This window comes from Enterococcus sp. LJL51 (assembly GCF_049894025.1).
Lineage (GTDB): Bacteria > Bacillota > Bacilli > Lactobacillales > Enterococcaceae > Enterococcus_L.
This window is the reverse complement of record NZ_JBNEQE010000007.1, coordinates 101234-115113: the sequence shown is the minus strand read 5'-3', so window position 1 is coordinate 115113 and position 13880 is coordinate 101234. Positions and strand designations below refer to the sequence as shown.

The 13880-nt window shown below is 39.9% G+C and carries 12 protein-coding genes; 11 read left to right on the top strand and 1 reads right to left on the bottom strand.

From position 1 onward, the window contains the following. Positions 1-188: 188 nt before the first annotated feature. Both ACPWSO_RS09110 and ACPWSO_RS09105 read left to right on the top strand, forming a co-directional pair. Positions 189-1028 (top strand): hypothetical protein, encoded by an 840-nt coding sequence (locus tag ACPWSO_RS09110; RefSeq protein ID WP_426082662.1) that lies wholly within the window; start codon positions 189-191, stop codon positions 1026-1028. A gap of 313 nt (positions 1029-1341) precedes the next feature. Further along, positions 1342-1950: a hypothetical protein gene (locus ACPWSO_RS09105; protein ID WP_426082661.1), complete on the top strand. Its 609-nt coding sequence runs from the start codon at positions 1342-1344 to the stop codon at positions 1948-1950. 92 nt (positions 1951-2042) lie between these two features. Here ACPWSO_RS09105 and ACPWSO_RS09100 read toward each other — a convergent pair whose 3' ends face one another. Further along, positions 2043-2918, bottom strand: a complete 876-nt coding sequence (locus ACPWSO_RS09100; protein ID WP_426082660.1) for a PhzF family phenazine biosynthesis protein — start codon at positions 2916-2918, stop codon at positions 2043-2045. 480 nt (positions 2919-3398) lie between these two features. Here ACPWSO_RS09100 and ACPWSO_RS09095 point away from each other — a divergent pair, with 480 nt between their 5' ends. The 9 genes from ACPWSO_RS09095 (at position 3399) to deoB (ending at position 13879) form a co-directional block, all read left to right on the top strand. Further along, positions 3399-4427 carry a LacI family DNA-binding transcriptional regulator gene (locus ACPWSO_RS09095; RefSeq protein WP_426082659.1) on the top strand — a complete coding sequence of 343 codons (1029 nt, stop codon included), beginning with the start codon at positions 3399-3401 and terminating at the stop codon, positions 4425-4427. A gap of 121 nt (positions 4428-4548) precedes the next feature. After that, entirely contained in the window at positions 4549-5850 is a 1302-nt protein-coding gene (locus ACPWSO_RS09090) for a pyrimidine-nucleoside phosphorylase (protein ID WP_426082658.1), read from the top strand. 22 nt (positions 5851-5872) lie between these two features. Continuing rightward, positions 5873-6535: a deoxyribose-phosphate aldolase gene (deoC, locus tag ACPWSO_RS09085; protein WP_426082656.1), complete on the top strand. Its 663-nt coding sequence runs from the start codon at positions 5873-5875 to the stop codon at positions 6533-6535. Between the two features lie 48 nt (positions 6536-6583). Continuing rightward, positions 6584-6979 (top strand): cytidine deaminase, encoded by a 396-nt coding sequence (locus tag ACPWSO_RS09080; protein ID WP_426082654.1) that lies wholly within the window; start codon positions 6584-6586, stop codon positions 6977-6979. 259 nt (positions 6980-7238) lie between these two features. Then, entirely contained in the window at positions 7239-8354 is a 1116-nt protein-coding gene (locus ACPWSO_RS09075; RefSeq protein ID WP_426082652.1) for a BMP family lipoprotein, read from the top strand. A 291-nt stretch (positions 8355-8645) separates the two neighbouring features. Beyond that, positions 8646-10214: an ABC transporter ATP-binding protein gene (locus ACPWSO_RS09070; RefSeq protein ID WP_426082650.1), complete on the top strand. Its 1569-nt coding sequence runs from the start codon at positions 8646-8648 to the stop codon at positions 10212-10214. Continuing rightward, positions 10207-11343 (top strand): ABC transporter permease, encoded by a 1137-nt coding sequence (locus tag ACPWSO_RS09065; RefSeq protein WP_426082648.1) that lies wholly within the window; start codon positions 10207-10209, stop codon positions 11341-11343. Before ACPWSO_RS09070 ends, ACPWSO_RS09065 begins: the two co-directional genes overlap by 8 nt. Beyond that, entirely contained in the window at positions 11343-12305 is a 963-nt protein-coding gene (locus ACPWSO_RS09060) for an ABC transporter permease (protein ID WP_426082647.1), read from the top strand. The genes ACPWSO_RS09065 and ACPWSO_RS09060 overlap by 1 nt, the downstream gene beginning before the upstream one ends. Positions 12306-12712: 407 nt before the next feature. Continuing rightward, positions 12713-13879, top strand: coding sequence for a phosphopentomutase (deoB, locus tag ACPWSO_RS09055; RefSeq protein WP_426082646.1), 1167 nt, complete (start codon positions 12713-12715; stop codon positions 13877-13879). The last annotated feature ends 1 nt before the right edge of the window (position 13880 follow it).

Sequence of the window (13880 nt, the reverse complement as noted above, 5' to 3'; positions counted from 1 at the left end):
GTGTGATTTCACCTGAACTTCTCTTAATATATTATCAAAAAGTTTTATGAAAGCAGATATAAGTATGATATATTTTATAGTGATGATTTAAACTCACAAATGATTTTATTTTAAAGGGGTGGGCGGTATTCCTAATTCTAATCCCAATGCAAATAATAATATATTTCCAAATGGAGGGTATTAGTTTTATGAAGGAGATTAACAAACGCAGAAGCAACAGCTATATCAACTCGATATCATTGGAAGAAGCCACTAAAAATATTTATTTTGAAGATGTTAAATTTATCATGGATGGGAAACCTGAGCAAAAATTTTCTACAATTATAAAAAAATGGTATGTTTACTTAGCAAGTGTGTTTCTCCCAGCGTTAATGATAATTAGTCTTATAGCTAGTGGTTCAAAATATCTTCCACAGACTATCATTGCAATTGTTATAGAGCTAGCGATAATAGGCTACATGACTTATAAATTTTTATCCCCATATTGTAATTTTTTGCGTTATTGGGGATATGAAAAAACTAGATATTCACTTGTTAAAATGGCATATATATCTTTGTTCTCTATAGGATATGGGATGGATGAGGGAAGCTATATAATCAATTTTTTAGTAGTTACGATGTGTATTATCACTTTCTTGGTTCTCTATGAAAAAGTAGAAGAAAATATGATTATAGAAGAGCTCAACAAACGTTTTAACAAGCAATATAAAACATCTAAAACTCTGAATATTATGATGAAAACTTCAGGTTTAGTTGTAGTAGTCATCTTTTTAGCTATGCAATTTTATCGAATAAATAAATGGTGGCTAATTGATTCTGTTCTCCCAGATTCTAAAACTCAAGCGAATTTTTTTGATGATTTGATAGGTATTTTCATAGGAATTCCTATTTTATTACTAATAACACTAATTCCTACTTACTTTTTATTTAATTCAAAAAGCTATGTGGAAGCAAAAGTAATTAATCGATACGCAGAAGATTTTAGAGAGCGTTATGATTATACAAAGAAAGAATGGTATGAAGGTTGATTGAATTATGTGTGGCTGAACTCTAACTTTAATCCAAACAATCAATATACACCTAATCAACATGAAAGGCCACTGATACCATTAATTTCCCTCTTGAAAACTGGGAGAGATATTTAATGAAAGAACTGTTCAAATTAATAGATCAAATCTCCTTTTCAACGGCTTTAAAGAAAACTCTCTTCATAAGGTATATATAACTATCAATAAATCAGAAACTGAGATTTTGTAGAAAACGTTAAAGGTACTCAACGTTGTCTGTATTTCTAGGTTGATAAGCTTAGTATCTAGTATAAATTGGGTTTTATTTCCAATTATGTCGACATTGATTGTATTTTTTATATTGATACGCTATTTTAAAAGCCCTAAATTAAAAAAATCAGCTTATACGATGACGGTTTATCTATTTACTCAGAATGCTCTTGTATTTTACCTTTCCTCTTTAAAAGTGACAGGTGATACAACAGTAAATAAAATAGTAGCATTCGTTTATATTTTAGTTAGTTATTTTCTATCTTTTTATGTTATAAGAACTAAAGTGTTTGAAGTGTTGCAAAAGAAATATGTACCTGAAAATAAGGTTGTATTAAAGAAAAAAGCTATAGAAAATATAACGAGATTAACTCTTATTCTGAGTGTCTTCATTTTTGTGTTAATTGGATTTATGGCATTCTTTAGATTTAATAAAGGATGGCTAAATGATCACAACCCAGATTTTCTATCGGGATTAAATAATTCATTAATTGGAAATGTATTATCAGTGCTTTCTATTTTTATTGGTCTCTCAATTCTTATTCTAGTTACTTTACTCCCAACATTGCTTTTAAATATAGACATTACAGTAGATGGATTGATTTTAACGAAATATTCTGAAGAGCTTCGAGAAGAATATGAATTTACAAGAGAAGAGTGGTATGGTGACTAGCCTATCTTTATCTGTATGAAAAAAATAGTGGGTAAACTATTTCGACAAGTAGTTTACCCACTGTTTGCTTATATTACTTTTTTTGTTGACAGCTAGATGGATAACAATCTCTTCTGTACCGACGATGCCTTACCTCCGACGAAAATTTCGCGAATTTTGTCTTCTTTTTTCGTCAGAGAGGTCTGAATTTCAGAAGGCAGACCCATAGAGTAGCCCTGTTCAAAAATCATATGGCAGCTGCCGTTAGACTGGTCATTCTGCTGATATTTACTGAGATAACAGGCAAGGGCCGCGTTTGATGTACCTGTGGCGCTTTCCTCTGGGATATCAAATAGAGGAGCAAAATTCCGGCAATGAGCAGTTGCTGCGGGTGTGACGGTTTCTGTTGAGAAAAGATGATAGCCTGTTACTTGATATTTCTGGCTGATTGCTGTTATTTTCGGAAAATTTGGCTGAGCATTTGTCACTAGCTGTAAGCTCTTAACTTGAATCAAGATATCTTTAAGTCCTGTTGAAACAATTTGAACAGGCAAGTAATCATGAAAGTCGTTTTCTAATAATCCCAGTGAATCCGCCAGCTCAGCAGCTGAGAGAATAGTCAGGAACTGCGGCGGTGTCTGCTGTAGAAAAATTTCTCCAGCAGATGTTGCATTGACCGTTAGAATACCTGCTTTTGTTTCAATAGAATAGCTGCCCGAAGCAAGCTTCTTTTTTTGAAGTAAAGCGGAAAAGAGGCCTACCGTAGCATGGCCGCAAATAGGGACTTCTTCAACCGGAGTAAAGTAGCGAACCTGAAAATCTGCTTGTACGCTAGGAAAAAGAAACGCTGTTTCTGAAAATCCTAAGATGCTTGCAATTTTTTGCATTTCAGTTTCAGCAAGATTTTTTGCATCAAGAACAACACCGGCGGGATTTCCGCCTGAATTATTTTTAGTGAATGCATTGAGAGAATAGGTATCAATAATCATTGGGTATCCTTTCTTTTTTCATAAACTAAGCTGAGTTGAAAAACTGTTTCTTTTAAACAAGCCCTCTGCTCATGCTCTGCTTACTGAACTACAATCAGTGCAGTTGCTTTAAAAGCAGTATTTATCTGTAATTTGACTACGATAAGTTAAATTGCAGAAGGTATTTTACAAAATTGTAAAAAGCTGCAAAAGCAGTAACTAGGTTCGGTGAATGTTCGGGATTTTCTGGAATATAGCAATTACTATTTTTGGAAGTTTTCAGTAAATTATCAAAAAATATGAAAGTGTGAAAATAGCAAATGTGTAAGGTTTCTGATGTTTTTCAGACTGCTCGCTTTTCTAGCTAAGCACTTTTTTATTAAATAATAAATTTTTCATTTATCTGTTTTTTTCCGAACGATTCTGATAAGATATGATTGTTCAATAAGTATTTTGAAAATGTATCATGTCATATGGAGTGTGTCAACGGGGAGTGGGAAAATGAAATTAACAATTAAGGAAATTGCGGATATGGCTGGGGTTTCAGTGACCACGGTTTCCCAGATACTTAACAATAAGGGCAGCAGGTTTAGTGAAGCAACTAGAAAAAATGTTTTAGAAATAGTGGATAAGTACCAGTACAAGCCTGATTTCTTTGCGTCAAATATTATCACTAGGCATTCGAAAACTGTTGGAATGATTGTTCCGGACGTAACGGATTTTTTCTTTTCGAAAATTGTTGAGGGCGTAGAAACTCATCTGAACGCACTAGGCTATATGATTTTACTTTGCAACTCCAAACACAGCAAGGAAGAAGAAGAGAAATATGTGACAGAGCTGATTCATCGGTCGGTGGATGGAATCATTCTAGCGACACCCAATGTTTTGGATGAAGACCATCTTCTGAAAAAAAGAATGGCTGCATCCTTTCCTGTAGTGCTTGTAGACCGGGGAATTAATAAACGGAATTACGGCCAGCTGCTGATCAATGAGCATGAAGGGGCATACAAAGCGATGACTTCCTTAATTGCTAAGGGGCACAGGCATATAGGTATGCTGAAGGAAACAGAAGGCTATTATCAGTTGACCGAGCGGGTATCTGCTTATCGGAATGCTTTGGAAGACCATGGCATCCTCGTTCAAGAAGAATACATCTGCAGTGGAGAATTGACACTTAAGGGCGGCTACAAGGCTGCTTTAAAGGTGTTGGAAAATAAAGAGATCACTGCTATTTTTTGTGGTAATGACGAGATGGCCATCGGTGCTTACCAGGCAATTTATGAGAATGGGCTGCGGATTCCAGAAGACATTTCAGTTATAGGCTTTGATGGACTGGAAATTTCTCAGTATTTGACGCCAAGCTTAACCACTGTCTATCAGCCCGCATTTGATATCGGCTATTATGCAGCAAAATTTCTAGTTGAGGGTATTCACGGCGACGCACAAAAAATTCCAAATAAAATTTTTGAAACAACTTTTGTCGAAAGGGACAGTGTAATTTCTATTGACAATAAAAGAAAAAAAAGGTAATGTTCGTCTTGTAAGCACTTTCTTTTTTATTTATTAGGTTTAGTAAACTGTTTTACTAACGGTTTCATGACAAAAGTTTTTAGTGTATAATACAACATTGGGAATTCGGAGGAATGCAAGAATGAGAATGGTAGATTTAATCGAGAAAAAAAGAGACGGAAATGTACTGTCGAAAGAAGAAATCCAGTTCATTATTGACGGATATACCAAAGGAGATATTCCAGACTATCAGCTCAGTGCATTTTTGATGACAGTTTTTTATCAGGACATGACAGATGAAGAAATTACAGATATGACTTTGGCGATGGCTCATTCCGGTGAAGTAATCAATCTTTCTGAGATAAAAGGCATCAAGGTAGATAAGCATTCTACCGGCGGAGTAGGCGATACCACAACGCTGATTTTAGCTCCTTTAGTAGCTAGTGTAGGTGTGAGTGTTGCTAAAATGTCCGGCAGAGGCTTAGGACATACCGGCGGAACAATTGATAAGCTGGAAGCAATTCCCGGTTTTAAGGTTGAACTGCCGGATGAAGAGTTTATACGATTAGTCAATGAAAGCCATGTAGCGGTGATTGGTCAGTCGGGCGATTTGGCTCCTGCAGATAAAAAGCTTTATGCATTAAGAGATGTTACCGCAACAGTGAATTCAATTCCGCTGATTGCCAGTTCAATTATGAGCAAGAAAATCGCAGCAGGTGCGGACGCGATTGTACTGGATGTGACAACTGGTGAAGGAGCCTTCATGAAAAACCTGGATGAAGCCCGTAGGTTGGCAGAAACGATGGTGCGGATTGGTAAATTGGCTAACAGGCAGACGATGGCGGTTATTTCAGATATGTCTCAGCCGCTGGGCGAGGCGATTGGCAACAGTTTGGAAATTGTTGAAGCAATCGAGACTCTGAAGGGAAATGGGCCAGAAGATTTAGTGGAAATGTGCTATGTGCTGGGCAGTCAGATGGTTGTTCTAGCAGAAAAAGCCGCAACGTTGGACGAAGCACGGGCGATGCTGAAGGAAGCGCTGGAATCTGAAAAAGCCTTGGAAAAATTCAGAGAAATGATTCGTAATCAAGGGGGCGATGATACAATCATCGATAACCCGGAACGACTATTGACAGCTAAGTATGAAGTTGAATTGCCGGCAAAATCCAGCGGCATTGTTCAACGGATTGTTGCAAATGAGATTGGCGTGGCTGCAATGCTTTTAGGTGCGGGTCGGGCAACTAAGGAAGATGAGCTGGATTATGCAGTAGGAATTAAGCTGCACAAGAAGGTCGGTATGCCTGTGAATGAAGGAGAATCCCTGTTGACAATCTATGCGAATACTGAAGACATAGAAGAAGTAAAGGATCTGATTTATAAAAATATCGAAATTGGACAGTCAGGGGAGGAACCTGTTCTGATTCATGATATAATTACTCTATAAACGTAAAAGGAAGTGTAAAAACGTGGAAATTAATCGAATGATCGATCACACGATATTGAAAGCAAATGCAGCAGAAGAAGACGTATTGAAAATTATTGAAGAAGCAAAAAAATATGAATTCTTTTCTGTCTGTGTAAATCCGTTTTGGGTGAGCTTGGCGCATGAAAAATTAGCGGGTACAGCTGTTTCAACTTGTACAGTTATTGGTTTTCCTCTAGGAGCAAATACTTCTGAAGTAAAAGCTTATGAAACAAAAGATGCAATTGCAAATGGCGCAGACGAAGTAGACATGGTTTTGAATGTCGGTGCGCTGAAATCTAAGCAATATAAAAAAGTTCTGAAGGACATTCAGGCAGTAGTGGAAGCAGCGGCAGGTAAAGTCTTGGTAAAAGTGATTATTGAAACAGCTCTGTTGACAGATGAAGAAAAAGTGAAAGCTTGCCAGCTGGCAAAAGAAGCAGGGGCTGATTTCGTTAAAACCTCTACAGGCTTTTCAACGGGCGGAGCGACAGTCGAAGATGTTCGGTTAATGAGAGAAACAGTCGGTTCTGATATGGGTGTTAAAGCTTCAGGCGGGATCCATAACAAAGCAGAAGCAGAAGCAATGATTGCTGCCGGTGCGACAAGAATCGGTACAAGTGCAGGTGTGTCAATCATGGAAGGTGCAACAGGTACCGGCTACTAGTTTTAAACGGATGCGAATTAAACCATAGAATAGAAGAGTGGGGAAATCATGACTGTAAAACCAGAATGGATTGCAATTGCAGAAAATGCATTAGATAAGGCCTACGTTCCTTATTCTCATTTCCCGGTAGGAGCCTGTCTCGTCACTGAAGACGGTCAGACGTATCAGGGAATTAATATTGAAAATGCTTCGTATGGACTAACAAACTGTGCAGAACGGACAGCTATTTTCAAAGCTGTCTCAGAGGGACAAAGAAAGTTTCAGCATTTAGTTGTTGCCGGGCATACACCTAAACCAATTGCGCCATGTGGTGCTTGCCGGCAGGTTATTGCCGAGTTTTGTGAGCCTTCAATGCCGGTGACGCTAGTTGGCGACAATGGTGTTACCAAAGAAACAACAGTGGCTGAGCTTTTACCGTACGCCTTTACTGATGATGACTTGTAAACCGCAGATGTGAGAAGGGCGGACAAGCACATAAACAATGTTGAAAAGGGCTGGTCAGAAGAAGCTTGCTTCTTCTGAAAATGAATCAATCAGTTTTGCGGTTCAGTACTATCAGCAGCAGATGTAATCCTTAACAGCAATGGCATCCGCTGTTTCTGTATAAGGCATACATTTTCTGCACAGGTTTTCTTATCTACGTTTCATTCAGTCATCCTGGCTGTTGAAAATATAAAACTATTATTTAGGGGGCTTTACAGAAATGAAAAAAGCAAAATTATTTGGTCTAGGCGTAGTGGCAGCTGGATTGACAGTTGCATTAGCTGCATGTGGCGGAGGTAACGGCGGCACAACGGATGACTCAAAAGATGGCGGATCAGCAAGTGGTTCAGGAGATGCTGACCACAGTGCAGTGATCGTAACCGACATCGGCGGTGTGGATGACAAATCATTTAACCAGTCTGCATGGGAAGGATTGCAGGAGTGGGGTAAAGAGAATGACCTGCCAAAAGGTGCTGGCGGTTATGACTACATCCAATCAAATGATGCTTCTGAATACGTAACAAACATCGATACAGCTGTTTCCAACGGTTTCAAAACAGTATTCGGTATCGGCTATCTGTTGGCAGACTCTATTAGTGCTGCTGCAGATCAAAATGCGGATACACAATTCGTTATCATTGATAGTGTAATCGAAGACAAAGACAACGTAGTTTCAGCAACTTTCAAGGATCATGAAGCTTCTTATCTTGCAGGGGTAGCTGCTGCCAATACAACTAAAACTGATAAGGTTGGTTTTATCGGTGGTGAAGAAGGGGTTGTAATTGACCGCTTTGAAGCTGGCTTCCGTCAAGGTGTTGCAGATGCTGCTGAAGAGCTAGGCAAGACAATCACTGTTGATGTGAAATATGCTGCATCATTTGGAGATCCTGCGAAAGGGAAATCTCTTGCAGCTGCAATGTACCAAGGCGGAGCAGACATCATTTTCCACGCTTCAGGCGGTACAGGAGCAGGTGTCTTCCAAGAAGCGAAAGATTTGAATGAATCTGGCGACCAAGACAAAGTATGGGTTATCGGTGTGGATAGAGACCAGGATGAAGATGGTAAATATACAACATCAGATGGCAAAGATGATAACTTTACATTGACTTCTACGCTTAAAGGTGTAGGCGCAGCAGTCAAAGATATCTCTAATCTTGCTTTGGAAGACAAATTCCCTGGCGGCGAACACAAAGTATATGGTTTGAAAGACGGCGGTGTTGATTTGACTGAAGGCTACCTTTCAGATGATGCACAAAAAGCGGTAGATACTGCAAAAGAAAAAATTATTGCAGGAGATATTGAAGTGCCTGAAACACCGGAAGATGTAAAAGACTAATTCGTAAATAGTTAAGTTGTTGAACAGGGAATGAGGAATGGGACATGCGAATGTCCCTCCTATCCCATTCCTAAAAAAGTTCCGGTTTCTAAGAAAGCAGAATAGGAGATAAACTAGTTTACTAATCTGTTTTCTTAAAAGTCAAACGACAGAAATCATCTTTCGGACTTTTAAGATTTGGTCACCCGAATTTTTGAAGAAACAGCAGTGCCTAAGCTTTATGTTCAGTTTCAACATGTAAAACCTTGTTGCTTGTCACAAGTGAAAAAAACGTTAGGATGTGAAAAAAACGTGGCTCAAGAAAAATATGTGATTGAGATGCGCAATATTACCAAACAGTTCGGCACATTCAAAGCCAATGACAACATCAACCTGCAAGTAAAGCCTGGAGAAATTCACGCATTGCTGGGAGAGAATGGTGCGGGAAAATCTACACTGATGAATGTCCTGTCAGGTTTATTGGAACCGACCTCAGGAGAAATCTACATAGACGGTCAAAAGGTAGATATCAATGGACCGACTGCTGCTAACCGCTTAGGGATAGGAATGGTCCATCAGCATTTTATGCTGGTTGATGCTTTTACTGTCACTGAGAATATCATTTTAGGAAACGAACCTGCTAAAGGCGGTGTTCTGGACCGTAAAAAAGCTGTTGAAGAAATTCAAAAAGTATCCAAAAGATACGGATTAGATGTAAATCCTAATGCGTATATTCGAGATGTTTCTGTTGGTATGCAGCAAAGAGTGGAAATTCTAAAAACTCTTTATCGCGGAGCCAATATTCTGATTTTTGATGAACCGACTGCGGTGCTGACGCCTCAGGAAATTGATGAATTAATTGCAATTATGCAGGGGCTGGTCAAAGAAGGAAAATCGATTATTCTGATTACCCATAAGCTGGATGAAATTAAAAAAGTTGCAGATCGTTGTACAGTTATTCGCCGAGGCAAGAGTATCGGTACCGTTGATATTAAAGACGTATCTTCTCAGCAGCTGGCAGATATGATGGTCGGCCGTTCAGTATCATTTAAAACAGAAAAGATACCTGCAAAACCGACCAAGACAGTCCTGTCTGTTAAAGATTTAGTCGTTAAAGAGAGTCGGGGACTTGAAGCGGTTAAAGGCCTGAGTCTGGATGTCAGAGCTGGTGAAGTGGTAGGGATAGCTGGGATTGATGGTAACGGACAGACTGAGTTAATTCAGGCGTTGACAGGCTTAAGGAAAATCGAAAGCGGATCAGTGGAGCTGAACGGAGTATCCATTGTTAATCAGAAGCCTCGCCAAATTACAGAAGCTGGTGTGGGACATGTGCCGGAAGACCGTCATAAGTACGGCTTGATTCTGGAAATGACTTTGGCAGAAAACATAGCACTGCAGACTTACTACAAGGAACCGCTAAGTAAAACCGGAGTGCTGAATTATAATAAAATTAATGAGTATGCCCGCAAGCTGATTGAAGAATACGATGTCCGTACAACCAATGAACTGGTGCCTGCAAAGGCTCTGTCCGGCGGGAATCAGCAAAAGGCAATCATCGCTAGAGAAGTAGACCGAAATCCTGATTTACTCATTGTATCTCAGCCAACACGGGGACTTGATGTGGGGGCGATTGAGTATATTCATAAACGTCTGATTGAACAGCGTAATCAGGAGAAGGCTGTGTTAGTTGTCAGCTTTGAACTCGATGAAATTATGAATGTTTCTGACCGTATCGCAGTAATCCATGCTGGAAAAATTGTAGGGATTGTTGATCCGAAGGAAACATCTGAAAATGAACTAGGGCTTCTGATGGCAGGGTATTCACTGGAAGAAGCACGTGAAGAGCTAAACAGTGTGAAGGCAGGTGATTCTGTTGAATAACAAGACAGAACGAATCAGAAATATTATGGTGCCGATACTGTCGGTAGTGATGGGATTCATTCTTGGTGCAATTATTATGTTGATTTTCGGGTATTCACCTGTTCAAGGATATTCCGCAATGTTTACCACTGTTTTTGGTCAGGGACCTAAAAATATTGGTGAAATTTTTGTAACAGCCGGGCCGCTGATTTTTACAGCCCTGGGCTTTTCTGTAGCGAACTCAGCCGGCTTCTTCAATATCGGGCTTTCTGGTCAGGCGCTTTGCGGCTGGGTAGCAAGTATCTGGGTGGCGCTGGCAATGCCGGATGCGCCTAGAATGGTTGTATTACCATTAGCAGTGATTGCTGGTGCGCTAGCCGGTGCGGCTGCGGCTGCGATTCCCGGTATTTTACGGGCGTATTTTGGAACGAGTGAAGTTATCGTTACGATTATGATGAACTATGTGCTGCTTTATGCAAGCACTCATATTGTCAATAATGTTATGAATCCTGAAGTGATGAGCAACAAAGGGGTAACCAAGATGGTTGGAGCAAATGCGACCCTTAGAAATTCTTTCTTGACTGAGATGAGTAATGGTTCCCGGTTAAATCTTGGTATTTTCTTAGCGCTTATTTTTCTGGTGATTGTCTGGTTTATGATGAAGAAAACTACAATCGGCTATGAAATACGCTCTGTTGGACTAAATCCTTTTGCTTCTGAATATGCAGGGATGAGTAGTAAACGGACAATTATTCTTTCTATGATTATCTCAGGTACACTTGCTGGTTTAGGCGGTGTTGTACAGGGATTAGGAACCTTCCAGAACTTCTTTGTACAAGGTTCGTCACTGAGTATTGGATTTGATGGAATGGCGGTATCCTTACTAGGTGCCGGCAGCTCAGCAGGTATTTTACTGGCAGCTCTGCTGTTTAGTATTCTTAAGCTGGGCGGACAAGGAATGCCGCTTCGTGCAGGCGTTCCAACCGAATTGGTCGATGTTGTTATTGCATCAATCATCTTCTTTGTTGGGATTAGCTACCTTATCCGTTTCCTGATGGCAAAAGCATCTGGAAGTAAAAAAGAAGTTGTGGTTGTTCAAGAGATAGAGTCAGCCGGCAATGATGAAAGCCAGCAAGGAGGGAAAATCTAATGGATGCAGCATTACTATCAACAATTCAGACAATTATTAATCAGACATTATTTTATTCCACTCCACTGATTCTGACTGCTTTGGGCGGTACGTTCTCAGAACGAAGCGGGATTGTAAACGTAGGACTGGAAGGCATTATGGTCATGGGTGCATTCAGTTCAGTTGTCTTCAATTTAACCTTCGCCGATACTTTCGGCAGCATGACGCCTTGGATCGCCTGTCTCGTCGGCGGTGCTGTTGGTCTGGTTTTCTCATTGCTTCATGCAGTAGCTACAGTTAATCTCCGTGCGGATCATATTATAAGCGGTACAGTTATTAATCTGATGGCGCCGGCACTGGGCATATTCCTTGTAAAAGTAATTTATGGAAAAGGGCAGACAGATACGATTGCAAAATCATTTGGCTACTTTGCCTTTCCAATCTTGAAAGATATTCCAATTATTGGTGATTTATTCTTTAAACGGACCTTCTTACCGGCATATTTTGCGGTACTGATTGCGATTCTTGCCTGGTTTGTTATTTTTAAAACCCGGTTTGGTCTCCGTTTGCGTTCGGTAGGGGAAAATCCTCAAGCTGCGGATACGCTGGGTATCAATGTCTACATGATGCGTTACGCTGGTGTAATGCTGTCAGGTTTCCTTGGCGGTATGGGCGGTGCGATTTTCGCACAATCGATTGCTGGACGTTTTGCAGCAACCACAATCGCCGGACAAGGGTTTATCGCGATGGCAGCTATGATCTTCGGTAAATGGAATCCATTGGGTGCGATGGGTGCGGCGTTGTTCTTCGGATTTGCACAAAATCTGAGTATTGCCGGATCAAGTATTCCGATTATTTCCAAGATTCCTGATGTCTATCTGCAGTCAGCACCTTATGTACTGACAATCATTGTATTGGTACTGTTCTTAGGAAAAGCTTCCGGACCGAAAGCCAATGGTCAGAACTATATCAAATCTAAATAATTAATCTATATAAATCCTCTAGCATGAAGCGGCGACTTAAAAAATGCCGTTTTGAAAAGAACAAGTAAGGGAATAGAGTACATCACAGTTTTCTTACAGGATTTAGATAGTTGTATTAAAAGGGCGGGACTATGGGAACATTTCTTTAGTCTTGCCTTTTTTTGCATAAATGAGTACTGTAAAGATAAAAGCAGAAGAGGAATGTTTTATTTGCTTGTATAATAATACTTCTGCTCTAAGCTATGAGAAGCAGGAGTAAAAAGCTGGTCCATTATCTCCCTTGGGCAAGCTAGCTAATGTAACAGCAGTAAAAAAATAGTTTTTACTATTTTAATCAGATATCAGCGGGAACGAACTTGTCTGATGTCTATAAGCACTAAACAAAACTGGAAGAAAGAAGGATGGTTATGTTTAAACGTGTACATTTAGTTGTAATGGATTCTGTAGGAATTGGAGAAGCGCCAGATGCTGATAAATTTGGTGATGTAGGCAGTGATACATTAGGGCATATTGCTAAGGAAGCCGGGTTGACTATCCCTAATCTTGAAAAGCTGGGCTTGGGTACAATTGCTCCTTTGCATAAAGTTGCTGCTGATGCTGATCATTTAGGCTATGCAACAAAATTGGAAGAAGTTTCGGTTGGTAAAGATACTATGACGGGACATTGGGAAATTATGGGCTTGAACATTCAAAAGCCGTTTCGTGTCTTTCCTGAGGGCTTTCCTGATGAATTATTGAAGCAGATTGAAGATTTTTCAGGAAGAAAAATTGTCTGCAATAAACCATATAGTGGTACGGCTGTGATTGATGATTACGGTGAACATCAAATGAAAACAGGGGATTTAATCGTTTACACGTCTGCTGATCCGGTTTTGCAGATTGCAGCACATGAAGACATTATTCCTTTAGAAGAGCTATACCGAATTTGCCAGTACGTCCGAGACATTACAAAAGATGAGCCGTATATGATTGGACGCATTATCGCCCGTCCCTATCTTGGTGAACCAGGCAACTTTACACGTACAAGCAACCGCCATGATTACGCATTGGATCCATTTGGACATACGGTGCTGGATTCGTTGAAGGAAGCCGACAAAGCTGTGATTGCAGTTGGGAAAATTAATGATATTTTCAACGGACAGGGCATCACTGAAGCAGTCCGTACAAAGAGCAACATGGACGGTGTTGATCAGCTGTTGAATGTCATGAAGAAGGATTTCACAGGTTTAAGCTTTACCAATCTGGTTGATTTCGATGCATTATTTGGTCATCGCCGAGATGTTGTTGGCTATGCGCATGCAATAGAAGAGTTCGACCTGCGGCTACCTGAGATTTTAGAAACTATGCAGGAAGATGATTTGTTGATGATTACAGCCGATCACGGCAATGATCCGACTTTTCCTGGGACAGACCATACTAGAGAGTACGTTCCACTGCTTGTTTATAGTAAAAAAATGCAGGGACAAGGTCAGCTTGCTCAAGGACACTATGCAGATATTTCCGCAACGATTGCTGAAAACTTTGGAGTTCCTAAAACAGAAAACGGCGTCAGCTTTTTAAGTGATTTAAAATAGG

What these genes read in the sequence shown, in the direction of transcription:
- ACPWSO_RS09100 (WP_426082660.1), bottom strand. Translation starts at nt 2,918, where the DNA reads ATGATTATTGATACCTATTCTCTCAATGCATTCACTAAAAATAATTCA.
- ACPWSO_RS09090 (WP_426082658.1), top strand. Translation starts at nt 4,549, where the DNA reads ATGAGAATGGTAGATTTAATCGAGAAAAAAAGAGACGGAAATGTACTG.
- ACPWSO_RS09095 (WP_426082659.1), top strand. Translation starts at nt 3,399, where the DNA reads ATGAAATTAACAATTAAGGAAATTGCGGATATGGCTGGGGTTTCAGTG.
- ACPWSO_RS09060 (WP_426082647.1), top strand. Translation starts at nt 11,343, where the DNA reads ATGGATGCAGCATTACTATCAACAATTCAGACAATTATTAATCAGACA.
- ACPWSO_RS09105 (WP_426082661.1), top strand. Translation starts at nt 1,342, where the DNA reads ATGTCGACATTGATTGTATTTTTTATATTGATACGCTATTTTAAAAGC.
- ACPWSO_RS09075 (WP_426082652.1), top strand. Translation starts at nt 7,239, where the DNA reads ATGAAAAAAGCAAAATTATTTGGTCTAGGCGTAGTGGCAGCTGGATTG.
- ACPWSO_RS09110 (WP_426082662.1), top strand. Translation starts at nt 189, where the DNA reads ATGAAGGAGATTAACAAACGCAGAAGCAACAGCTATATCAACTCGATA.
- deoB (WP_426082646.1), top strand. Translation starts at nt 12,713, where the DNA reads ATGTTTAAACGTGTACATTTAGTTGTAATGGATTCTGTAGGAATTGGA.
- ACPWSO_RS09080 (WP_426082654.1), top strand. Translation starts at nt 6,584, where the DNA reads ATGACTGTAAAACCAGAATGGATTGCAATTGCAGAAAATGCATTAGAT.